The organism is Psychrobacter sp. S4(2024), assembly GCF_036861305.1.
Taxonomy (GTDB): Bacteria; Pseudomonadota; Gammaproteobacteria; order Pseudomonadales; family Moraxellaceae; genus Psychrobacter; species Psychrobacter cryohalolentis.
Map to the genome: position 1 here is coordinate 1 of NZ_JAZAQR010000004.1, position 22864 is coordinate 22864.

Annotated in this window: 19 protein-coding genes, 2 tRNA genes and 1 rRNA gene; 9 read left to right on the top strand and 13 right to left on the bottom strand. The window is 42.2% G+C overall.

Going from position 1 to position 22864, the window contains the following annotated elements; all coding sequences use genetic code 11:
- The 6 genes from rrf to VLA57_RS10745 all read left to right on the top strand — a co-directional run.
- Positions 1–110 (top strand): 5S ribosomal RNA (gene rrf / locus VLA57_RS10720); the annotation flags it as partial.
- 141 nt (positions 111–251) lie between these two features.
- Positions 252–791, top strand: coding sequence for a hypothetical protein (locus VLA57_RS10725; RefSeq protein WP_333954899.1), 540 nt, complete (start codon positions 252–254; stop codon positions 789–791).
- 91 nt (positions 792–882) lie between these two features.
- Positions 883–1419, top strand: coding sequence for a hypothetical protein (locus VLA57_RS10730; RefSeq protein ID WP_333954901.1), 537 nt, complete (start codon positions 883–885; stop codon positions 1417–1419).
- 123 nt (positions 1420–1542) lie between these two features.
- Positions 1543–1953 (top strand): OsmC family protein, encoded by a 411-nt coding sequence (locus VLA57_RS10735; protein WP_333954902.1) that lies wholly within the window; start codon positions 1543–1545, stop codon positions 1951–1953.
- Between the two features lie 52 nt (positions 1954–2005).
- Positions 2006–2470 carry a flavodoxin family protein gene (locus tag VLA57_RS10740; RefSeq protein ID WP_333954903.1) on the top strand — a complete coding sequence of 155 codons (465 nt, stop codon included), beginning with the start codon at positions 2006–2008 and terminating at the stop codon, positions 2468–2470.
- A 121-nt stretch (positions 2471–2591) separates the two neighbouring features.
- On the top strand, positions 2592–3197 hold the full coding sequence (locus VLA57_RS10745; protein ID WP_333954999.1) for a DUF938 domain-containing protein: 606 nt from the start codon (positions 2592–2594) through the stop codon (positions 3195–3197).
- Positions 3198–3436: 239 nt separating this feature from the next.
- Here VLA57_RS10745 and VLA57_RS10750 read toward each other — a convergent pair whose 3' ends face one another.
- A complete protein-coding gene (locus tag VLA57_RS10750) occupies positions 3437–4234 on the bottom strand; it encodes a dienelactone hydrolase family protein (protein ID WP_201532458.1) in 798 nt (265 codons plus the stop codon).
- A 445-nt stretch (positions 4235–4679) separates the two neighbouring features.
- On the opposite strand from VLA57_RS10750, the gene VLA57_RS10755 reads away from it, so the two are divergent.
- Entirely contained in the window at positions 4680–6767 is a 2088-nt protein-coding gene (locus VLA57_RS10755; RefSeq protein WP_333954904.1) for a catalase, read from the top strand.
- 280 nt (positions 6768–7047) lie between these two features.
- Positions 7048–7830, top strand: coding sequence for an MBL fold metallo-hydrolase (locus VLA57_RS10760; RefSeq protein ID WP_333954905.1), 783 nt, complete (start codon positions 7048–7050; stop codon positions 7828–7830).
- A gap of 56 nt (positions 7831–7886) precedes the next feature.
- Here the strand turns inward: VLA57_RS10760 and VLA57_RS10765 are convergent.
- The 7 genes from VLA57_RS10765 to leuS all read right to left on the bottom strand — a co-directional run bounded on the left by VLA57_RS10765 (position 7887) and on the right by leuS (position 16932).
- Positions 7887–7962 (bottom strand) — tRNA-Lys (locus VLA57_RS10765).
- Positions 7963–8118: 156 nt separating this feature from the next.
- A tRNA-Lys gene (locus VLA57_RS10770) sits at positions 8119–8194 on the bottom strand.
- Between the two features lie 337 nt (positions 8195–8531).
- Complete coding sequence (locus tag VLA57_RS10775) at positions 8532–10529, bottom strand: MacB family efflux pump subunit (protein WP_333954906.1); 1998 nt, start codon at positions 10527–10529, stop codon at positions 8532–8534.
- A gap of 93 nt (positions 10530–10622) precedes the next feature.
- The gene (locus tag VLA57_RS10780) at positions 10623–11999 is read right to left on the bottom strand and encodes an efflux RND transporter periplasmic adaptor subunit (protein WP_333954908.1); all 1377 of its coding nucleotides are present in this window, start codon (positions 11997–11999) and stop codon (positions 10623–10625) included.
- Positions 12000–12234: 235 nt separating this feature from the next.
- Positions 12235–13311 carry a DNA polymerase III subunit delta gene (gene holA, locus VLA57_RS10785; protein WP_333954909.1) on the bottom strand — a complete coding sequence of 359 codons (1077 nt, stop codon included), beginning with the start codon at positions 13309–13311 and terminating at the stop codon, positions 12235–12237.
- 73 nt (positions 13312–13384) lie between these two features.
- Positions 13385–14044: an LPS-assembly lipoprotein LptE gene (locus VLA57_RS10790; RefSeq protein ID WP_263240644.1), complete on the bottom strand. Its 660-nt coding sequence runs from the start codon at positions 14042–14044 to the stop codon at positions 13385–13387.
- A 113-nt stretch (positions 14045–14157) separates the two neighbouring features.
- Positions 14158–16932 carry a leucine--tRNA ligase gene (leuS, locus tag VLA57_RS10795; RefSeq protein WP_333955000.1) on the bottom strand — a complete coding sequence of 925 codons (2775 nt, stop codon included), beginning with the start codon at positions 16930–16932 and terminating at the stop codon, positions 14158–14160.
- Between the two features lie 166 nt (positions 16933–17098).
- On the opposite strand from leuS, the gene VLA57_RS10800 reads away from it, so the two are divergent.
- The gene (locus VLA57_RS10800) at positions 17099–17470 is read left to right on the top strand and encodes a Spx/MgsR family RNA polymerase-binding regulatory protein (RefSeq protein WP_333954910.1); all 372 of its coding nucleotides are present in this window, start codon (positions 17099–17101) and stop codon (positions 17468–17470) included.
- A gap of 31 nt (positions 17471–17501) precedes the next feature.
- Here the strand turns inward: VLA57_RS10800 and VLA57_RS10805 are convergent, their stop codons facing one another.
- The 5 genes from VLA57_RS10805 to mgtE form a co-directional block, all read right to left on the bottom strand.
- Complete coding sequence (locus VLA57_RS10805; RefSeq protein WP_133105509.1) at positions 17502–17735, bottom strand: hypothetical protein; 234 nt, start codon at positions 17733–17735, stop codon at positions 17502–17504.
- A 27-nt stretch (positions 17736–17762) separates the two neighbouring features.
- Positions 17763–18662: an acetylglutamate kinase gene (gene argB, locus VLA57_RS10810; protein WP_333954912.1), complete on the bottom strand. Its 900-nt coding sequence runs from the start codon at positions 18660–18662 to the stop codon at positions 17763–17765.
- Positions 18663–18763: 101 nt separating this feature from the next.
- The gene (locus VLA57_RS10815; protein WP_333954913.1) at positions 18764–20635 is read right to left on the bottom strand and encodes a phosphomannomutase; all 1872 of its coding nucleotides are present in this window, start codon (positions 20633–20635) and stop codon (positions 18764–18766) included.
- Positions 20636–20749: 114 nt separating this feature from the next.
- Positions 20750–21214 carry a dUTP diphosphatase gene (gene dut / locus VLA57_RS10820; RefSeq protein ID WP_020442863.1) on the bottom strand — a complete coding sequence of 155 codons (465 nt, stop codon included), beginning with the start codon at positions 21212–21214 and terminating at the stop codon, positions 20750–20752.
- Positions 21215–21364: 150 nt separating this feature from the next.
- On the bottom strand, positions 21365–22768 hold the full coding sequence (gene mgtE, locus VLA57_RS10825) for a magnesium transporter (RefSeq protein WP_020442864.1): 1404 nt from the start codon (positions 22766–22768) through the stop codon (positions 21365–21367).
- Positions 22769–22864: the final 96 nt, after the last annotated feature.

Here is a 22864-nt window from a genome sequence, read left to right on the forward strand (position 1 = left end):
ACGACAATAGCACGATGGAACCACCTGATCCCTTCCCGAACTCAGAAGTGAAACATCGTCGCGCCAATGGTAGTGTGGTTCGCCCATGTGAGAGTAGGTCATCGTCAGCTCTCTATTCTAGATAAACCCCCAACGTTAATTCGTTGGGGGTTTTCTTTTGGCTAGAGTTTGGAGTAAGCTTGGTTCTGACTTGATTTAATAAGCTTTTTGCTGTATCAGTTATTATGACACTAGAGCTATGAGGAAGTATTGTGATACACGAAAGTTACTATTGGAAGCAACCTCTTTTAGAAAGCGCTATAAAATTTAAAGAGTATCGAGCTCTTGAAGGAATTGACAAAGAAAGATATGTGAAAATTGAACAAGGCGTTTTTATTGGTTTCTATTCGATTAGGAAATTATTAGAGTCAGATACTAAAATTACAGATAGCCTCAAAAATCAAAAGTATGATTTAGATTTTTTTCCTCATATAGAGAACAATGTTGCATGGTTAAATAATCATAAGATTGATGAGATCTACAACTTTGACAAACCTCAGTCAGAAAATCGGCATTTGTGGTTCATTGCAAGTAGAGTTATACATAGTTTTATCTTCAATCTTTGCATAAACCAAGATGGTGGATTCGATGGTATTCTTTTCACTTCCGATATTGATAAAAACAAAAAGCTGTATATGCTATCGTTAGATCAACTAATAAAAATCTTTGAAGTTGTTGGTAACGATTATGTCGTAAAGATAGAGTATAAAAAATGTCCTGAAACTGGAAAAGAATTTACGATTACTACTTAGTTGTGAAAAATGCTCAAAACGTGAAAAATTCAGATGTTCTTTCTCTAATGAATATATCACTTAGCTCGTTATTATAGTAAAGAGGAAATATATGCTCAAGTCTTTCACAGTAAATGATATCAAAGAGCTTGAACAGCTTGAGCAAAAATTGTATGAATCAATGGACAAGGCTTTATTTCAGATTAGATCTGAAATTACATCAAATTCATCACAAATGCTCTTCTCGAAGATGAAGTTTGGCGGTATAGGCTTTGACCCTTTAAATTCTAAACGTGGACTTAATATAATTGAACAGATTAACCAGTCATTCACTTATCTAGCATCATACTATGCATTGGAAGTTCTATTTATTGAATACCCAGAACTGGCTCCATTCCGACTTAATCTTGGAACTGCTCCAGGTTCTGACATAGAATCTGAATGTGGGGAACTAGCTGCTGAAGTGTTTGCTGCAGTGGCTCCAACAAGTAATCAAAAGCTTAAAAAAGATATAAACAAAGTGTTAGAGACTAACACTAGATTAAAATTCGTATTTTTCATGTGCCCCAACTTTGAGTTAGGTCGCCAACCTCAATATGAAAGAGATGATGTGATTGTGTGGGCATTAAAATGTGCAAATACGTTATAACTATTAATAAAAGTATTTAAGCCTAAAGTTATACGTGTAGACTAATAAATATAAAGTACTTATGATCTTCCAATATCCTATTCAAAACCTTCTAAAGAAAGGTAGCCTATCAAAGAGAACCCTATGACAACTTCAAAAGTAACTTATCAAGGCGATTTACGCACCCAAGCCATCCATCTACAGTCGAATAATCAAATCATTACCGATGCACCGACGGATAATCATGGTAAGGGCGAAGCGTTTTCACCGACTGATTTATTGGCAACTAGCTTAGCCAGTTGTATGTTGACGATTATCGGTATTAAAGCCCGTGATATGGAGATTGATATCGCAGGTACTACCGCTGAAGTGACTAAAATCATGGCAGCTGATCCAAGACGCGTTATTGAAGTGCATATTGCCATTACTTTTAATCAAGAGTTAGATGACAAGACGCAAAAGATATTCTATAACACCGCGCTCACTTGTCCGGTTGCAAAAAGTATCCATCCTGATATTATGCAAAAGGTGACTATTAATTCTAAGAGCTATTAATTCCAAGAATTGCTAATTCCAAAAACTAGTAACCTCAATAATGGTGATTAATATGGCTAGCAAAACCTTGCTTATTGTTGCCCATGCGCCGTCGCCTAATACCAAAAAATTAGCCCAAGCGGCTTATGACGGTGCCAATCATCCTGATATAGATATCAATGTGGTGCTAAAGTCGCCGCAAGATACTCAGCCTGAAGATGTATTGGCAGCCGATGCATTATTATTAGGCACGACTGAGAACTTGGCTTATATGGCAGGGCTGACCAAAGACTTTTTTGATCGCTGTTACTATTCTGTGTTAGAGAAGAAGCAGGGCATGCCATTTGCGTTATATATTCGAGCAGGGCATGATGGTACGGGCACCAAGCTTGCTATAAAGACGATTACGACAGGACTGCGTTGGGAATGGATTCAAGAAGCGCTGATTTTACAAGGCGATTGGCAAGAGGCATTTACTGAGCAAGTCGAAGAGCTTGCTATGACGCTGGCAGCTGGAGTAGAGGCAGGTATTTATTAGTTTTTTAATGCTTTGCTTGTAGTCATTATTCCTATCAAAGCTGTGATAACGAAGGCATATAAGGATATTAGCAGTGTTTAATAATGATTTAGATCATAGCCAATCTATTGCTCCTGTTGGTATGCCGTTTTCTCAAGCCTGTGAAAATAATAAGCAGCCAATTTTAGAAATTTTACAGCAGGAATTGCAAGATTTTAATCATGTATTGGAAGTGGGTTCAGGAACAGGACAGCATAGTGTGTATTTTGCACCGAGATTGGCGCATTTAACATGGCAGACTAGTGATGTGTCAGCGCATCATGCCACTATCAGTGCTTGGCATACTGCTTATCCTGTGCCCAATTTATATGCACCACTGGCTTTTGATTTGGCAGTGGATTCATTACCGATGAGTCTTGCTAGCAGTCAGCCCTATGATGCGATATTTACTGCTAACACTCTGCATATCATCTCATGGTTGCTGGTTGAGCAATTATTTAAGTTAGTAGGTGAGGCTTTACCTATAAATGGAAAGTTAATCGTATATGGACCATTTAATGAAAACGGACATTATACCAGCGCGGGTAATCAGCAGTTTGATAGTAGTCTCAGACAACGCGATCCAAAGAGCGGCATTCGTCATTTAGAAGACATAATAGCTTTGGCAAATACACATATGCTAAAACTATCTGATAAATATGCGATGCCTGCTAATAACCAGCTATTGGTATTTCAAAAAATTAGATAACGAATCTTTGGCATAAAAAGACCTCTTAATCGATCGTTATAAGATCTTGATTGAGAGGTCTTTTTTTATATCTATAATTGATCCCAAATAAAAAATATTCGTTATATTGCAACGCGTAACAGGTATAAATATTTCTGGCGTGCTGTGCCTACGCCGACAGAGGCTGCGAAAAATTTATTCCCATTCCGCTGTATCGTTTTAATACTGAATTTACTATATATAAATTATATACAGTCAAATTATTTATAGGCTTCTGCTAAAAAATCTAAATAACGTTTCCAAGAACGCTCATCAGCACGGGCATCATATCTATCGCTGCCAAACACACTAAAGGCATGTGGCGCACCACTATAGGTTAGCATCTCATGTGGCACTTTTGCCGCTTCTAACGTCTTACCCAAAGTGGCAAAGCTTTCAAGGGAAACGGATTCATCCGCAGAGCCATGAAATACCAATATCTCGCCAGTCGTCTTATCATAACTTTGACCTATTGGGGTGTCAAAGGCACCATGGAAAGGGACAAACGCTTTTTGTGGGAATCCTGAGCGTGCTAACTCTAAAGCAACCGTACCGCCAAAACAATAGCCCATCGTTACACCTGTGCGTGCATCATTGCCTTGCGCTTGACCAGCGTTCAATGCGCCTTGAAGTAAGCGGCGCATTTTGCTGCGATCGTCATATAGTGCACCGGTTAGGCGTTTATTATCTTCAATAGTTGTCGGGCGGATACCTTTACCAAACATATCAGCAGCCAGTACGTTATAGCCCTCACTTGCCAACATATCAGCGCGCTTGCGCTCATAATCGGTGAGCCCATCCCAATCATGAATCAGTAATATAAATGGCGCATTGGGTTTATCGGCTTTGGCGTAATAGCCCTCATAGGGTTGATTATCTACCGTATAAGTGACATTTTTAGTGGTAATCGCTGCCGCTGTTTGGCTAAGTAGTAGTGCTGTTAAGCCTACAGAGGCGCTGTACAATAGTTTTTCGCCGTAGCGCTTAGATGATTTAATAGAAGTGGATGTGAATGTCATGGGTAGCCTCATTATGTTAGTTAAAAAATGTCAGTGAAAAATAGCCTATTTCAAAACCGATCCACCCTTTTAACCCTAATGAGCAGACACCTTTTACAGGATAGCGTAAAGAATAACGACATAACAACGCTATATTGTTAAAAATAATAAGTGTTTCTATCGTTTATAAATTTAACTAATGCCTGATTTTCTTAACCAAATATCAACACGCTTAACCATATAGTTGACATACCTGAGCAAAATTTTTGAGTAAGATAATTGTTGAGCTCAGCATTGCTATCTCAAGAGTGCTTGAATCAGTTTTTATCTTTAACCGTGCTACAACACAGAAAATAAACGGACATTTGAAGTAGCCACTATCGCTACGGATATAAAAACTGTGTTAGTGCTTATTAAATGGTCTAGTTATAGTCCATTTTTACTCATCAGCTAGCTAGGATATTTTATGAATAAGAATATTGATCATACTGACCCCGCTAAAGACATGAATATGGAACGTGGCAATGGTGGTGAAACCCATCAACGTGCAGGTGATGACACCAAAGTATTGACTACCCAACAGGGTGTGCCAATCTCGGACAATCAAAACTCACTCAAAGCCGGACCGCGCGGTCCAACGCTATTGGAGGATTTTGTCTTACGTGAGAAAATACATCACTTTGACCATGAGCGTATTCCTGAGCGTATTGTGCATGCGCGTGGTAGTGCCGCACACGGTTATTTTGAGCTGACCGAGTCATTAGAAGAATATACCACGGCTAAAATTTTGACTGAGATTGGAAAACAAACGCCACTATTTACGCGTTTTTCAACTGTTGCAGGTAGTAAAGGCTCAAAAGATACACCGCGTGATGTACGTGGCTTTTCAGTCAAAGTTTATACCGAAGAAGGCAACTGGGATTTGGTCGGTAATGACATGCCGATTTTCTTTATCCAAGATGCAATGAAATTTCCAGACCTTGTCCATGCAGTCAAACCTGAACCGGATCGTGGTTTTCCGCAAGCGGCGTCCGCTCATGATACGTTTTGGGATTTTGTCTCATTAAGTCCTGAAACCATGCACAACGTCATTTGGTTGATGAGTGATCGCGGGATACCACGTAGCTTACGCATGATTGAAGGTTTTGGTATTCATAGTTATCGCCTAATTAATAAAGAAGGCAAAAGTACCTTTATGCGTTTCCATTGGAAACCAGTGCTCGGCGTGCAATCAACGACATGGGATGAAGCGGTAAAAATCTCTGGTGCCGATCCTGATTATCATCGCCGCGATTTGTTTGAATCGATTAATAACGGTGATTTCCCTGAATGGGAGTTTGGTGTGCAATTATTCACGGAAGAAGAAGCCAATGACTTTCCGTTCGATCATTTAGATGCGACCAAGCTGATTCCAGAAGAAATGGTGCCCGTCAAAATCGTCGGTAAAATGGTACTAAATCGTTATCCTGATAATTTCTTTGCTGAAACAGAGCAAGTAGCTTTCTGTCCATCGCATGTACCGCCGGGTATTGATTTTAGTAATGATCCCTTATTACAAGGTCGTCTGTTCAGCTACTTGGACACTCAGTTATCGCGCTTAGGCTCACCGAATTTTGCACAAATTCCAATCAATGCACCAAAATGTCCATTTGCTAATAATCAGCAAGATGGTCATATGCAGATGCAAGTGCCAAAAACGCGCGTGCTTTATGAGCCACAAAGTCTTGATCCTACCAGACCACGTGAGAGTGTGAGAAAAGGTTTTGCATCTTTTGCTGAGACGCTAGATGATGGTGTTAAAGGTCGCGTGCGCGCTGAGAGCTTCGCGGATCATTATAGTCAGCCACGTATGTTCTATCGCAGCCAAACGACAGTTGAACAAGCACATATTGCCTCAGCCTATGCTTTTGAGCTAGGTAAAGTAGATACAGCGCACGTCCGTAGTCGTACGCTTAGCCATTTACGTAATATCGATGAAGATTTGGCAAGTCGTGTGGCAAAAGCGTTGGGTATGGAGCTGCCGGAAGCTGCTGAAGCGGCCGCACCTATTCAAGATATGGAAATCTCTCCAGCCGTAAGAACGATTGGTCTGTCACCTAAGAGCTTAAAGGGTCGCATGATTGGCATTTTGGTGGCAGAAGGTTCAAAGCATAGTGAAATAGAGAAGTATGAGAAGGCAGCGCAAGCGCAAGGTGCCAGTGTCAAAATTATTGCACCGAATAAGGAAGTCAAATTGGACGATGATACTATCATACAAGCTGATGAGCGCGTAGCAGGAGGTCCGTCCGTGATGTTTGATGCTGTGGTTAGTATCATCATGCCTGATCAAGCTAAGAAGTTGGCTAAAGACAGTGCCACGTTAGATTGGTTCACCGACGCTTATGTGCACTGTAAAGCGATTTCTTATTGCGGGGCGACAGATGAGTTTATCTTAAGTAAACTACCGATTGAAAAAGATGCCTTTGTCACGCCACTATCTGATGTAGACGTCTTTATTGAAAATGCCAAATCGCGCTTATGGGAACGTGAGCCAAAGGTTCGTGACTTAGCTTAATTTGGCTTAATATATTCGTGTTTAAATCTCCAACAATGAACTCAGCCACTGTGCTGGGTTTTTTTATGAGAATTTTTTATTCTTCAGCCTAAATAATTTTTAGTCACAAGCGTTCACTGAATATCACTTCTAAATCTTTATTGAACGTTATAATAATCAATCATATTGCTTAATAACATCAAGAATACGGCAATGAATAAGCTGGTTAAATATAGCCTTTGCTTTCATATATGGATATTTAAATGGCTAATATAAGCGTTATATTAGATAAAGGGATATTATGAGTTTAGTAGATATCGTTGCGATAGAGGGATATATTCAGACAACGTATATGGCGGTTTATCCTGACAAGTTATTATTATTAGATTCAGGGTGTCGATGTGATGTCGATAAGATTTTAGCGTATATTACCGACACTCTAAAACGTCCAGTTGAGCAACTTAAGACAGTCATGGTCACTCACATGCATCCCGATCATGCGGGCGGCGCTAAGTTGTTGCAGCAAAAAACTGGCTGTCAGATAGTTACCGCAATGTCCGACAAGCCTTGGTATCATGGTGTTTTGGGTAGAATTTCCCATCTAAATGATTTGGGATTGACTTATTATGTCGCCAGTCGCCAAAATAAGTCTATGACCAACGTCTGGTATCACCCCATTTTAAAAGCGGATATCACTGTTAAAGATGGTGACCGTGTGCCAAGTTTTGACGATTGGATCGTCTTGGAGACGCCAGGGCATACCGATCGAGACTTGTCTTTATGGCATCCGCAAAGCAAGCAGGCGTATACCGCAGATCTCATATTAATCATCAAAAATAGATTTGTCTCGCCTTATTTAATTACCTTACCTGACGCTTACCGTACGTCATTGGACAAGGTAAAAGCCCTGCAACCAGATACTTTATTACTGGCACATGATAAAAGAGTTAAGCTTAGCGATAAAGACTTCGAAAAATTGATAGAACGGGCACCGAATGAACCACGCAAAACAACGTTACAAAATGGTTTTAAGCTCATGCTTGCACAAGTTAAATTTGCTCGTAAAAGAGTAGATACTCCTTAATCAAATAATACAAACAAAAAAAAGCCCAATCATTAAATGATTGGGCTTTTCAAATATGGTGGGCCGACCGCGACTCGAACGCGGGACCAATTGATTAAAAGTCAACTGCTCTACCAACTGAGCTATCGGCCCTGAGAAGCGTTAAAAAATTGCATGACAATTTTAGCTTCGCAAGATAAATTTCCTTAAAGGGAAATTTATTAAAACTAGACATCAAAAAGGATGTCTTTAAACTTATTACACTACTACCGGATAGGGTAGCATACATAATAAGGGTAATACTAAAGATGGTGGGCCGACCGCGACTCGAACGCGGGACCAATTGATTAAAAGTCAACTGCTCTACCAACTGAGCTATCGGCCCTGAAGAGTATAAAAAAAGCACTGCTTTTTAACTCTACAAGTGAAAATTCTTTTAAGGGAATTTTCGGTAAGCTTAAGGTCTTTCTTTATTGACTACTCAATATCAAAAGAGGCATCAAACTCGTTTCACATTTAGATAATTTGTATCTCTAAACGTGAGAGCACATTATATATATAATTAAGACAAATACAACCCCGAATCAGCAAAAAAGTTAAAAATCTTAGATAATAATGAATGTTTTTTAACTTTGACTCTTATTTGGCTATCGAGTCACCTATTATCGCGGATAGTTTGTTATTTTAAAAATGATGTTTGAAAATTTTTGCTTAATATCTTACTAATCTCTAGAGAGCGCTTCTACTGGATCCAATTTGGCAGCATTGCGTGCTGGTAAAAAGCCAAAAACCACGCCAATAAGCGTTGAGCAGACAAAGGCGGCAATAATGGAGGTCGAAGAATAAATGACTTTAAAACTATCACCACCAACACGGTTAATCAGTTCGCCAATAGCAAATGCCAGTCCAATGCCTAATAAACCACCTAATATACAGACCAAAATGGCTTCAATCAAAAACTGCTGCATGATATCGCTTTGACGAGCACCGACTGCCATACGTACGCCAATCTCATTGGTGCGCTCAGTCACGGATACCAGCATGATATTCATGACGCCAATACCGCCGACAATCAGCGAGATAATGGCGATAGAGGATATCAGCAAGGTCAATGCTGCCGTTGTAGACTCAATGGTTTGACGGATAGAGTCGGAGTTACGTATGCGAAAATCATCGGTACCGTGACGGCTTGTCATCAGATCTGAGATGGCAGACTCAGCGGCAGAAGAGGAGATGTTATTATCAATCAGCGCAATAAAACTCTCGATATAGGCGCTGCCTATGAGCCGTGACATCATGGTGGTATAGGGCATATATAAAGTAGGGGTGTCGACGCTTCTACTAAACCCGCCTTCGTTTGGCTCCAGTACCCCAATCACGCGTCCAGGAACACTACCTATCAATAGTACCTCACCGATAGGGTTTGCTATAGTAGGAAAAAAGGTTTTATGTGCATTGCTGTCGATAATAATATCTTGGGTGCGGCGTAAGATGCTTTGTTCATCAAAGCCTTGACCCATTGCCAATGTTTCACCACTGACATCGAGATAATCTTTACCTACTCCGCTGATACTGGCGGCTTCTTGGACATTACGATAGCGGACGCTCATATTGCTATTCAGCTGTGGACTGACACTAAGTACATAAGGCTGATCTGCAACCGCTTGGGCATCCTGTGGGGTCAAGTTATCATCATTATACTGACGTCTAGGATCGCCGTAAGGGTAGCCGTCGGTGACGGTGATGGTATTGGTACCTAGTGAGCTGATATTGGACAGTATCTGCGCTTGTGAGCCTTTACCGAGTCCAACGACCGATACCACAGATGCAATACCAATGATGATACCTAGCATTGTCAGCAGGGTACGCATTTTGTGCGCCCGCATAGCAAGTAAAGACATTTTAAATGATTCAAGTAAGCGGTCGATAAAGCTGCCAAACGCACTTTTACGGTGTTTGTCTATTATCGACGCAGGTTGTGCTGCTGGACGCTGATAGTCTTCGTTTTTATAATCGGCAATGATATAACCGTCTTTGATTTCAATCACGCGTTCAGCTTGAGCAGCAAGACTGGGGTCATGCGTTACCATAATAATGGTATGACCTTGCGCATTTAAGTCTTTTAAAATTTGTACGACATCTTTGCCTGACTTGCTATCTAGCGCGCCTGTCGGCTCATCCGCTAGGATAATATCACCGCCGTTCATCAATGCCCTTGCGATGGACACACGCTGCTGCTGACCACCCGATAACTGGCTTGGGCGATTATTGACTTTGTCCGCCAGTCCCAAGTCTGATAAGAGCTTTTCGGCACGCTCATTGCGCGCTTGACCATCCATCCCTGCATAGACGGCAGGCACAGAGACATTGTCACGGGCACTGATGTCACCCAATAGATGGTAACGCTGAAAAATAAAACCAAAGTGTTCACGGCGCAGTTTTGCCAGCTCATCAGGGGCTAAACGATTCACGGATTGACCAAATACTTGATAATCGCCGGCAGTCGCTTGATCCAAGCAGCCCAAAATATTCATCAAGGTTGATTTGCCTGAGCCTGATTGTCCAATAATAGCCACCATCTCGCCTTGATGGATGGTTAGATTGATATCGTGCAATACACGAATGGTCTGCTCGCCGGCTTTAAACTCTCTAATCAAGCCTTTGACTTGCATCAAAGGCTTATCAGTAACGGCGTTAGCATAAAGATCTTGGCTGCTCATTTACTATCCTGCTTATCTTAATCAATATCAAAGCTGATTTGTCGCTAATTTAAATTCATTTAAATCTTGTTCTATCTGATTCTGGAGTTAGGGCTAAAATGGTCGGCCGCCTCTGCCACCACTGCCTTTGCTGCCACTATCTGGTCCCTCTTCGCTTAAGATAACCTCGTCACCTTTTTTAAGACCACTCAATATCTCCGCATTGACGCGGTTATTAATACCGACTTTGACAGCTTGTTCAACCACTGTGCCATCAGCTTTAAGAACGCGTACATTTGCCATAGTCGCCGTAGAATCACTGTCAACATTCGTCACAGTATTCTTAGTACTAACATTTTTTGAATTTTTAGATTTTCCAGTTTTACCGGCAGGTTGCAGTGCGGCAGAAGGGATAAGCAGCGCGTCTTTTGCTTGGTTAATGATGATATAAACTTGCGCGGTCATATCGATACGAAAGCGGCGCTCGGTATTGGGCACTTCGATATAACCAACGTAATAAATGGCGGCATCGGTCGAGCTGGTATCACTGATTTTCTCAGGAGCCGGTTCAATCGCTTTAAGGATCGAATCATATTTTTGGTCGGGATTACCGATGATATTAAAATAAACAGGCAAGCCCGCTTTGACATTAATGACATCAGCTTCAGAGATTTGGGCATTGATGCGTACGGTAGATAAATCAGCTAAGGTCACAATGGTCGGTGCACTTTGATTGGCATTGACCGTCGTCCCTTGCTCAGTCGTTACCGATACTACAGTACCTGACATCGGCGCACGAATGGTGGTGTAGCTTAAATCTTCTTGCGCGGTGCTGACGTTGGTTTGAGATTTACGTAACGCCGCCTGTTGACTATTGATATTCGCTGCAGTAGTGGCAATAGCGGCTTTAGCAGTATCGATAGAGGCACGCGCATTGGCGACTGCTGCCTGCGCAGTTTGTACCTTTGTCCCTTGAGTATCATAATCCTGCTGTGATATCGCGTCGATAGCGAGTAAGCCTTGCAAGCGTGAAAAATCTGCTTGCGCTTGTCTTAACTCAGCTTGGCGGCTGGCAAGATCTGCCTGCGCACTTTTTAAACCTGCTTGACGACTTAATGACTCAGCTCGTGCACTTTGTAGCGCCGCTTCACTTTGCTCAAGGCTTGCTTGCTCATTGCTCAGACTGTTCTTCTGCGTTACTTGGTCAATCTGCGCAATCAAATCGCCTTTTTGCACTTCATCACCGACTTCAACGAATAGTCGCGTCACTTCACCAGATACTTGCGCACCAACATCGACGGTATTTAAAGCCTTAACTTTACCCGATGCCATAACGTTGTTTTCGATATCGCCAATCTCAGCAGTCGCTGTTAGATAGTTGGGTGTTACTTCTTTTGTTTTTAAGGTTTTGTAGGCTAAAACCCCTAAAGCGATGATGACGAGGGCAATAATGCCCCATTTAATAGCAGAGTTTTTGCTAATTTTGCGCATGACGACAATCCAATAACAAGAAAATCAAATGTAACTATAATAGAGGCTCGATGGACAAAAGGGAATGGGAGTTAGTTTGCGAAAGGTTAAGAAGAGATATTGAGGCAGGTTTTGCAGAGGAGATTTGGATTTGTACAGGAAGTTTATCGTTGAAAAAGCAGGTTAAGAAATAATATCGTTCTTAGAGGTGCTATTAGTTGCTGACTGATAAATAACTAAGAATTCATCACTTTGGTTATTTAGTAGGGAACAAACGTTTTCCTGATAACTCTAACGCAGCTTGTAGTAATAGCTCCCATGCTGGCTGGATAATAAGACCTTTAATTGCCTGATCACAGCGATAAAGCAGAGCAGGCCATGCGGCTGTTTGGGCTTTTGACTGACGACGGCAAGCTTGTTGGTACAAACCTTGTTTGCTACGCCAAATGCCCAATGCTTGTGGGTCTTGCCCATCCATCAATTGTATAATCTGACGCATGTCTTTACTGATTGCCCAAAGTACCAAGGTAGTGGGCTCATCTGTTGCTTTTAGCTGAAATATAATTTTGGCGACTTGCGTACTATTACCGGCGAGCATCGCATCGGACAAATCAAACACGCTAAACTGCGCATCGCTGACCAATGCCGCTTGTAAGTCATTAATATCTAGTGCGACCTGCGATAGGTGCAGGCTAGAGTTTGTAGTTTCTTGAATGGCAGCATCATTATTTGCCATGAGTTGTGGGGCAAACAAATAAGATAAGCGCCATAAGGTTTGATAGGCACTGAGCAAATGATGTTCAGTATGTGACATGAGTAGCTGCCACGCTTCTTGCGATAGCTTTAAGCCAAACTGCTGCGCTTGTATTTGCAATAACTGCTGACGCTGCTGCTCATTATACAAATTACAGTCGATGACGTGACCATATTGCGCAAATGGCGTAAACCACTTGCTGCTCTGAGCGCGTTTGTCTTGTTTTGGGGTCAACCATAATAAGCTATGACTGTGGCTGCCTGCTTGAGCATCCTGTGCAAAGCGTTCAAGTTCTGTAATGACTGCCTTATCAGGTTTATGGTTGCCTGTGACAATCAAGGCACTAGCATCATCAAATAAAGACTGGCTGCCAAGCTCTGACAATACTTCTTGCCAGCTCTTAACCGATATAAGCTCAATACGCTTAATGGCGTAATTCTGCGCGCGCCAATGTGGACGCAGCGCATCGATGAGCCATTGACTTAATAATGGCTCATCACCATGTGCTAGCCACAAGCCTGCTACAGCAACTGAGGATTGCTGTAGCTTTGGATAAGCTTGTATAAAGGTATCTTGCATAAAATGCTGACGCACACAAAGTTGTGAATAAAAAAGCAAAGCCAAAAAATTGCTAAGCTACATTTGAGCCATATTAAGGTTTGGGTACAAGAATCGCCGTAGCGCCTGTACCTTTACCGATTTGCGCAGAAGTAGTGGCGCTGGCAGGTGTCACCTTTGGCAATGCAATCGCGACATATTGATCGGTGATACGTCTTGCTAAACTGTCATAGAGCCATTCACGAATTTGATCACCTTGCTGATCATCGGTGCTCACTGACGCTTCGTTATACTGATAGCTACGTTCAACTTGAATCGGATTACTGAGCGTTATAGGCTTACCATTATCTATGCTTTGATAGCTAACATCGGCTGATATCACTAAGCGAATTTCTGTTAATACGCCGACCAATTCATAACGCTTAAAACGTACGTTATTGACGGTAATCGCAGCGATGGTTTCAGCGCCTACGTTTTGATTGTTACTAGCCACATCAGTCAATGTCATGTTAGTAATGACATCAACGCCCAATGCCTCAAGGCGTTTTGTGAGAGGCAGCTTCAGTGGGAATGCGGTGCGATTATCTTCGATAATTACCGCGGTCTTCGCCACATCAAACAGCATGGGCGCATCATAACCGCGTAGTTGAAAGCCGCAGCCACTAAGACTGGCAGTCGCCCCAACGATGGCAAGCATTGGCAGAGATGCAAGTAATGCGGTCGCTAGTTTCTGTCTATTCGACTTGTTAGGCATGTGCTTTTTCCCTTACATGTTGTTTGATATGACGGCATAGCATGGTGCTTATCCGTCATAATCGCTATTCTTATTAAGATAAGAAAACCTAAAACATCCGCGTTTAATTATTTCTAGCCAGCAACCACGATATTAACCAGTTTATTAGGTACGACGATCTCTTTTTTGATATCACCGGTCAGGAACTTTGCCACACCTTCAATCGCGCGTGCCTGTGCTTTTAGCTGCTCAGGGTCGCTATTTGGTGCTACATCCATCTTACCGCGCATTTTACCATTGACCTGAATCACCATGGTAATCATGTCTTGTACCAGTGCGCTTTCATCGACCGCAGGGTAATTTAAGGTGACGGTATCAAGTCCTAATTGCTCAAGTAAGTGCTCGCCAATGTGCGGCGCATATACCGACAGCATAATCAATAAATCAATCAAGGCTTCATGCTGTACTTGTAGCTCTTGTTCGCTATTAGCTTTAAAGTTACTCAGCTCATTAGCAAGTTCCATCAGGCTAGAGACAGGGGTATTTAGTGCTAGGCGCTTACCCAAGTCACTATCAATTTTGCCGATAGTTTCATGCGTCTTACGGCGCAAGGCTTTGGCTTCTTTGCTTAAACCCTCTGTATTTAAGGCGTCACTATTGAGCGTGCCGTTATTCAGAGTATCAAGGCTTAAATTGGCAGCGGTTAACGCTTGCATATGCTCAGAAGCAATGCGCCAGACCTTTTTAACAAAGTTATAAGGGCCTTTGAGTGCGTCATCTGACCATTCAAGCGTTTGGTCAGCAGGGGCAGTAAATAAGGTATAAAGACGAACGGTATCAGCGCCATATTTATCGATGGTTATCTGTGGATCGACGCCATTGTTTTTTGACTTAGACATTTTTTCGATTTTGCCAATCGTCACTGGCTGTCCATCTGATTTTAAGATGGCTTTAATGGGCTGACCGCGCTCGTTAAAGTCAATATCGATGTCTTTAGTGAAATAATAGGTAGTACTGCCATCAGCATTAACGCGATAGAAGGTGCCCGCAAGTACCATACCTTGGGTCATTAAATTGGCAAATGGCTCATCACCTGATACCAAGTTTTCATCACGCATCAACTTATGAAAGAAGCGTGCATAAAGAAGATGCATGACGGCGTGCTCTACACCACCGATATATTGGTCAACTGGTAACCATTTATTCGCCGCAGACTTATTGACCATATTGGTCGTATCATTTGGGCTGGCAAAGCGGGCATAGTACCAGCTTGATTCCACAAAAGTATCAAAGGTATCGGTTTCGCGCTCAGCAGGATTGCCACATTTAGGACAAGTAGTATTTACAAATTCTGGAATGTTTTTTAACGGATTGCCGCGACCGTCAGGGACGACGTCAGTTGGTAGGATAACCGGTAAATCTTGTTCTTCAACTGGCACGGTGCCGCAATGCTCACAGTTAACCATTGGGATCGGGCAGCCCCAATAACGCTGGCGCGAGACACCCCAATCACGTAGACGGTATTGAATTTTTTTCTTAGCAAGAGATTGTGGCTCAAGCTTAGCAAGCATGGCTGCAAACGCTTGCTCAAAATCCATGCCATCAAACTCACCTGAATTGACTAAGGTATTACGCTCGGTATAAGCACGATTGTCATTACCTTCTTCTATATCATCGAAATACCCTGCAGGAATGTCAATGACTTGTTTAATCGGTAAGTTGTATTTGGTTGCAAACTCATAGTCGCGCTCATCGTGAGCAGGTACTGCCATTACCGCACCTGAGCCATAGCTCATAAGTACATAATTGGCAACCCAAACAGGCACTTCTTCGCCAGTCAATGGATGGGTCACGGTTAGACCCGTATCCATACCGATTTTTTCGGCTTTAGCAAGATCAGCTTCTGCAACCGAACCTTTTTTACAAAGGGCGCAAAAATCTGCAATCGCTTTATTATTCTCGGAGGCATATTGGGCTAGCGGGTGCTCTGCAGCAACGGCAACATAAGTGACACCCATCAAGGTATCAGGGCGAGTGGTAAAGACGTCTAAGCTATTGCTTTGGCCAGCCAGCTCATAAGGGAAATGCACTTCCATACCTGAGCTACGACCAATCCAATTGCGCTGCATGGTAATAACTTCAGAAGGCCAATGACCCTCTAGCTGATCCAAATCATCAAGCAACTCATCAGCATAATCAGTGATATTAAAATAATACATCGGAATATCACGCTTTTCGACCATAGCGCCACTGCGCCAGCCTTTACCATCGATGACTTGCTCATTGGCTAATACAGTATTGTCGATTGGATCCCAGTTGACGGTTGCAAGCTTTTTATAGACCAAGCCTTTTTTATATAACTGCAAAAACAACCACTGCTCCCACTGATAATATTCAGGGCTACAAGTGGCAAATTCACGTGACCAGTCAATAGACAAGCCAAGCAATTTTAGCTGCGCGCGCATGCTGTCAATGTTCTCAAACGTCCATTTAGCAGGCGGCGTCTGATTGGCAATCGCCGCGTTTTCTGCTGGCAAGCCAAAACCATCCCAGCCCATTGGCTGCATGACTTCATAACCTTTAAGGCGATAATAACGGCTCAACACATCAGAGATGGTATAGTTACGTACGTGACCCATATGCAGTTTGCCGCTTGGGTACGGGAACATTGACAGCATATAACGGCTTGGTTTATCACTTAGCTCATTGCTGACTTCAAAACGCTTATCTGTTGCCCATTTGGCTTGCTGCTGCGCTTCGATAAGTTGCGGCTGATATTGGGTCTTGTCGCTAGAAGTATTATTAGCATGGTTAGTATTAGCAGTTTCTGCTGTTACGGCGTTGGTCATAGTTGGCTCGGAATCGGTTATTACAGATAAATGGGGTGAAATTTTATAATGCCATAGCATAGCGTAATTTGGCGAAAATTGCGACGATAGGATGTCGCCTTTCATTGATTACCTAGTGGCTTTTCGGCTTATATTCGGCGCTTGCCGATATCTACATTTGCCATGTGCCAGCTTCAAGCATTATTTGAGTATAATAAACAGTAACGTTCATTGACAAGGAGACATTATGACCATCACTATTTACGGTATCAAATCTTGTAGCACCATGAAAAAAGCCTTTACCAAGCTTGATGAGTTGGGCGTTAGCTATAACTTTCATGATTATAAAAAACAAGATATTGATAAAGAAACGATACAGCGCTGGGTGGATAGCCTAGGTATTGATAAAGTATTAAACAAGCGCGGAACGACATGGCGTAAGCTAGAAGATGCTCAAAAGCAAGCGGCGGATAGCGATGTGGATAAATCCATTGATTTACTTATTGAAAATACCAGTATGATTAAGCGTCCGATAGTTGAAGGTGCGTGGGTAGATAAAAATCAGCCAATATTATTATGTGGCTTTGATGAAGCCGAGTTTGATAAAGTTTTTTCGTAAAAGCCTACTGCTACCATCAATAAAGCCCGAGCTAAGAACCTCTTAGCTCGGGCTTTATAACACCTAAAATAAACCAAATCACACTTGCGAGCCATATAAGCAAGATGTAAAAGCGAATTTGTTCGGCATTCCAATCTAGTGCAAACCACTCAATGAGGAAAAATGACTTCCACCCTTCTATCCATTTTGCGCCACCATAGCCAATAATCCACCAGCAGTACGAGCTTTCTAAGATAAAAAGTAGACACCAAAGCCACAATGCCATGACTTACTCCTGCTATTCGGCCAATGATTAGCCTAGATCTCGACTGATTAGTGTACCAACACCTTCGTTGGTAAAAATCTCTAACAGCGTCGCATGCGGTACGCGGCCATCGACGATAACGGCACTTTTTACGCCACTACGAACCGCATCAAGCGCACACTGAATTTTAGGAATCATGCCGCCTGAAATCGTACCATCTTCAATTAGGCTGTCCACAGTCTTAGGCGTCAAACCAGTCACGACTTCGCCATCACGACCCAGTACCCCTTTGATATTGGTCAATAGCATGAGTTTCTCTGCCTGCAAGAATTCGGCGACTTTACCAGCGACCAAATCGGCATTGATATTATAAGTATTGCCTTCTTCATCGACGCCAAGAGGGGCGATAACAGGGATAAAGTCAGAAGCAATCAGCATATTAATCACGTCTTTATTGACGCTAACCACATCCCCGACAAAGCCTAAATCTACCGGTACAGCAACACCATCTGCGCCGATTTTTTCCATCATCAATTTTTTAGCCAAGATTAAGTTGGCATCTTTACCCGTCAAACCGATGGCGCAGCCGCCATGTTTATTGATCAAGCTCACAATCGATTTATTAACATTGCCGCCAAGTACCATCTCGACGATATCCATGGTGTCCTTGTCAGTAACGCGCATCCCATCGATACGGTCTGAGTGCCGCCCAAGCTCTTTTAATAAATTATCCACTTGTGGACCGCCACCATGTACGACCACAGGATGCATACCAACGGTTTTGAGTAGGACGATATCTCGGGCAAATGAGCTTTCAAGCGCAGGATCGGTCATGGCATTGCCGCCGTATTTGACCACAATGATTTTATCGACGAAGCGTTGAATATAGGGCAGGGCGGTGGTCAAGACTTCAGCAGTAATTTTGGCTTCATCTAAATTCAAGGTCATTATAAACTCCTAAAATACGGTGTTAAGCGATTGGTTGTTGTTATAAAAGGTCATAAATAACAAAGTTACATTTGTGATAAAAAAATAGTTTTGATAACTGACTACTGAGGGGAAATAGCTACAATCTGCGCAGCTAGATTTTCATCAAAAGGCAAACATAGCGCGGCAAATTTTGCTTGAATATCTTGTAGATGTGCCATGCTGTCTCCTGCAAAGCGCGCGGTTAAATTGTGACTGGTATTAGATTGACGTATGACCCCAAAACCATGGGCGAAATCTAGACGCACGCCATCAATACAGCTCAGAGTTGTACCTATTGGCAATAAGTCTTTGGCTTGCTCTATGCTAATAGGGAGGCTTTTTATAGAGCAACTACAAAGCGTCCGCTGACAGGTACTGAGTACTTGATATTCAGCCTGGATAGACAGTGGAGCGGTTACTTTTATGAGTTGTTGTAAGTACACGCATAGTCGAGTTAGCTGCTCAATGATTGAGCAATCAGTTGACGCACTTACTGGCAGCGGTAAATAATGATCGGCAGTACTGACAATGTTTGGTAATTGATAGATGATATTAGCAAGATTTGTTGTAGGATTTAGACTATTTGAGTTATCAGCTGCCAGCCAATGCAACAGTCTTAAAGCTGCATATATGGCATCATCATAGACAATAAAGCGACTGTCGTTAAAGATAAAATGCCCCGATAACTCTCCAGCAAATACGATTTGCCCAGCAGAGTCCTGCATCTGTTGGCGCATTAGACTACTGCCAGTTTTGCTGATGATAGGTTCTGCGCCAAGCTCAGTCAGTAGCTTCGGCAAATGATGCGAACATTTAATATCAAAGAGAATTTGCGGCGGAGATTGCAACTGGGTACAAGCGACTGGACGCTCAGTCAATATCACCTTTGCTAATAAGTAGAGTAAGTGATCGGGTGTGACTACCTTGCCTGTATTATCGACGATCATTAGTCGGTCGCCATCACCGTCAAAGGCGATACCTATATCTGCCTGATGATTAATTACGCTTTGCTGCAACTGTTTGAGCCGATGTGGTTCAGTAGGATCGGGATTGCCAGTAGGGAAATCTCCATTAGGCGTGTCATTAAGCATGATGACACAGTGGCAAAAACGATCAAACAATTGTGGCGCGATATGACTGGTCGCACCATGCATGCAATCGATAACAACCATCAAATCTAGCTTGGTAAGAAATGATTGGTTATCATGCGGATAGAGTGCTTTGAACACTTGCACAATAGCATCAATATAATGCGCTGCTACTTGCTCAGGCGATAAAGACATTTGCTGATTGCTAATAGGGTTATCCACTACATGTTGTGGAGTGCTTGACGCTTTATAGCCTTTTTGATTATCTTCTTTATCAATCACTTTTTGAAAATCAGTAGTTTTAAACCCGTTTTCTTGCAGGCAGCCTTTATGGAAGTTACTTTTTTCAAGCATACTGTTGTCTAAAGAACGTTCAATTAACTGCTGATGAATAACTTGCTGGTAAAGCGCCTGAATGTCTTCAATGCTAGGGGATTGATGGTTGACCAACCATTTAACACCTAAAACATCTCTCGCAGAATGACTGGCAGTTACGATAATGCCATGTCCCTGATATTGCTCTGCCCAAAATACCATCATAGGCGTGGTAATCAGTCCCAACTGGATAACTTGTAAGCCACATTCGCTCAATGTATTAGCAAGTCTGTAAGCAATGACATCGCTATCACGACGTACATCACAGCCAATCACGACGATAGCTTTTTGGCTAGGCGTGCGATGAGTCAAATTTGGCGCAAATGTGCTTTTATCAAAATTAGATTCTATTGGAGACTGATTTGGCACGTTATAAAGATGCGCAAAGGCATACCCTAAAGCTTGAACAAAGTCATCATTAAAATACTGGCGCGAACCGCGAATATCATAGGCACGAAATAAGGAGTGCTGCGCAGCAAAAAACGGCATCTTTTACTTCCTTATTATCGTGATAAATATGAATAATAAATAAATCGCTGATAGTTTTTTATACAGCTTAGGTTATGCGATTTAGACTATATAATTTAGAGCAAATGATAATGACTACTGACGACCGGAGTGTCCAAAACCACCAGCACCACGTGCGCTGGTATCACTAAATTCTGTCACGACTTCAAATTCAGGACGGGCAACAGGGACAACCACATATTGTGCCATGCGTTCTGCAGGACTTAATACAAAGTCTTCCTGGCTACGATTCCAAATACTGACCATCAGCTCACCTTGATAATCAGCATCGATAAGTCCAACCAAGTTACCCAAAACAATACCATGCTTATGTCCAAGACCTGAACGCGGTAAAATCATACCTGCAAAGTTAGGATCTTGTATATAAACCGCCAAACCAGTACCAATCAAATGCGTGGCACCCGCTTTAATCGTTAAAGGCTCATCAATACAAGCGCGCAAATCAATACCTGCGCTGCCGTCAGTGGCACGAGTAGGCAAAGAAAACGCTTTATCTTCAGTGATTTTAGGGTTTAAGACTTTAACTTGTACAGCTTGCATAACGCACTCACTTAACGATTTAATGGTTTTATAAATAGAATGAATTTAGGGCGTGCCCTAATTTTTAAATTTAATTGCTTAACAACAACTATTTTTATAAATAGCTGATGATTTTTAACTTTTGGTTTCTAAATTTTAATAAGCGATTGATTAAAGAATCAGTATACTTGCTAGGCCCAAAAACGACATAAAGCCAACAATATCCGTTACCGTGGTGAGGATAACAGAGGCAGACAACGCCGGATCAATATTCATGCGCTTTAGCATCAGTGGAATACTAATGCCCGAGACATTGGCAGCGGTCATATTAATCGCAATCGCTAGACCGATGACCGCGCTGATTTTAATGTTATGAAACCACAATTGCGCAATAAACGCCATAATTATCGCCCATATGATACCGTTTATCGCCCCAACCCACAGCTCTTTATTTAATAGCCATACGCGGTTAGAGCCACCGATTTGTCCCATTGCCATACCGCGAATGACGACAGTAAGCGTCTGCGAGCCTGCAATACCGCCCATACTGGCAACTACGGGCATAAGAATCGCCAGTGCCACCACTTGTGCCAATACTTCCTCAAACTGCCCAATTACAGCCGCAGCTAATAGTGCCGTACATAAATTGATACCAAGCCAAATACTACGGCTTTTTGCACTGGTCAAAATAGGTGCGAACAGCTCTTCGTCTTGACTGACACCAGCAAGGTTTTTCATGGTACTGTCGACATCATCTTGGATAATTTCCATGATGTCCTCACCGTTTAATTGACCAACCAGTTCGCCATGACTGTTAATCACTGGGGCAAAACGAATGTCTTCTGAGCGAAAAATCGCCGCCGCATCTTGAATGTCCAAGCGATCATTGATGGTAATAGCGCTATCAATTAAATCAGCAACTAAGGTGCTTTGGTCATGCTTAATCAAATCAGCCAGACTTAATAAGCCAAGCAGTTGCTGGCTTTGATCGACAACCAATAGCTCTTGACTTTCATCATCGAGCAGCTCAATATCTTCTCGCAGCCAGTTTTGAACATCAGCTAGTGTCATATCTTCTTGGACTTGAATAAGCTCAGGATCCATATAGCTGCCAACTTCCCAGTCGGCATAGGTATCGAGTTTATTGACTTGAATGCGTATTTCTTCATCCAAAGTTGCCATCACTGAAGTACGCACACTTTCGGTAACGGTGTCTAAAATCTCTGAGATGTCTTGTGCATCAAGATCTTGGGTAAACAGCGATATCTCTTTTGACGAGATATTTTCCATCAATGGCTGGCGTGTATCAAACTCTAGCTCAGCTAATACTTCACCTTTGATATTCTCTGGGACTTGTGCCCAAATCAGTAGTCGGCTCTGAGTCGGGAACGACTCTAGTAAGTTGGCAATCTCATATTCTGACTGCTTCCCTAAAAACTCAGTAATCGCCTCATACGCCTTGTCCGCAACCAACTCTTGCAAATAGAGTAATTTATACTCAGCGTTAGATTCAGCCGGATTATAATCTCCCTGTCGTGTCGATGGTCGTGCAGAATTCGGCGTAGGAGCGGGCATAAAAGTTCCAAGTTTTCAAAATGGATAAATAATAATGATTAAGAGCTAAGCTTAACGTTCAATAAGTGAGTTATATTTGTTAGCTTTTTAATGGTT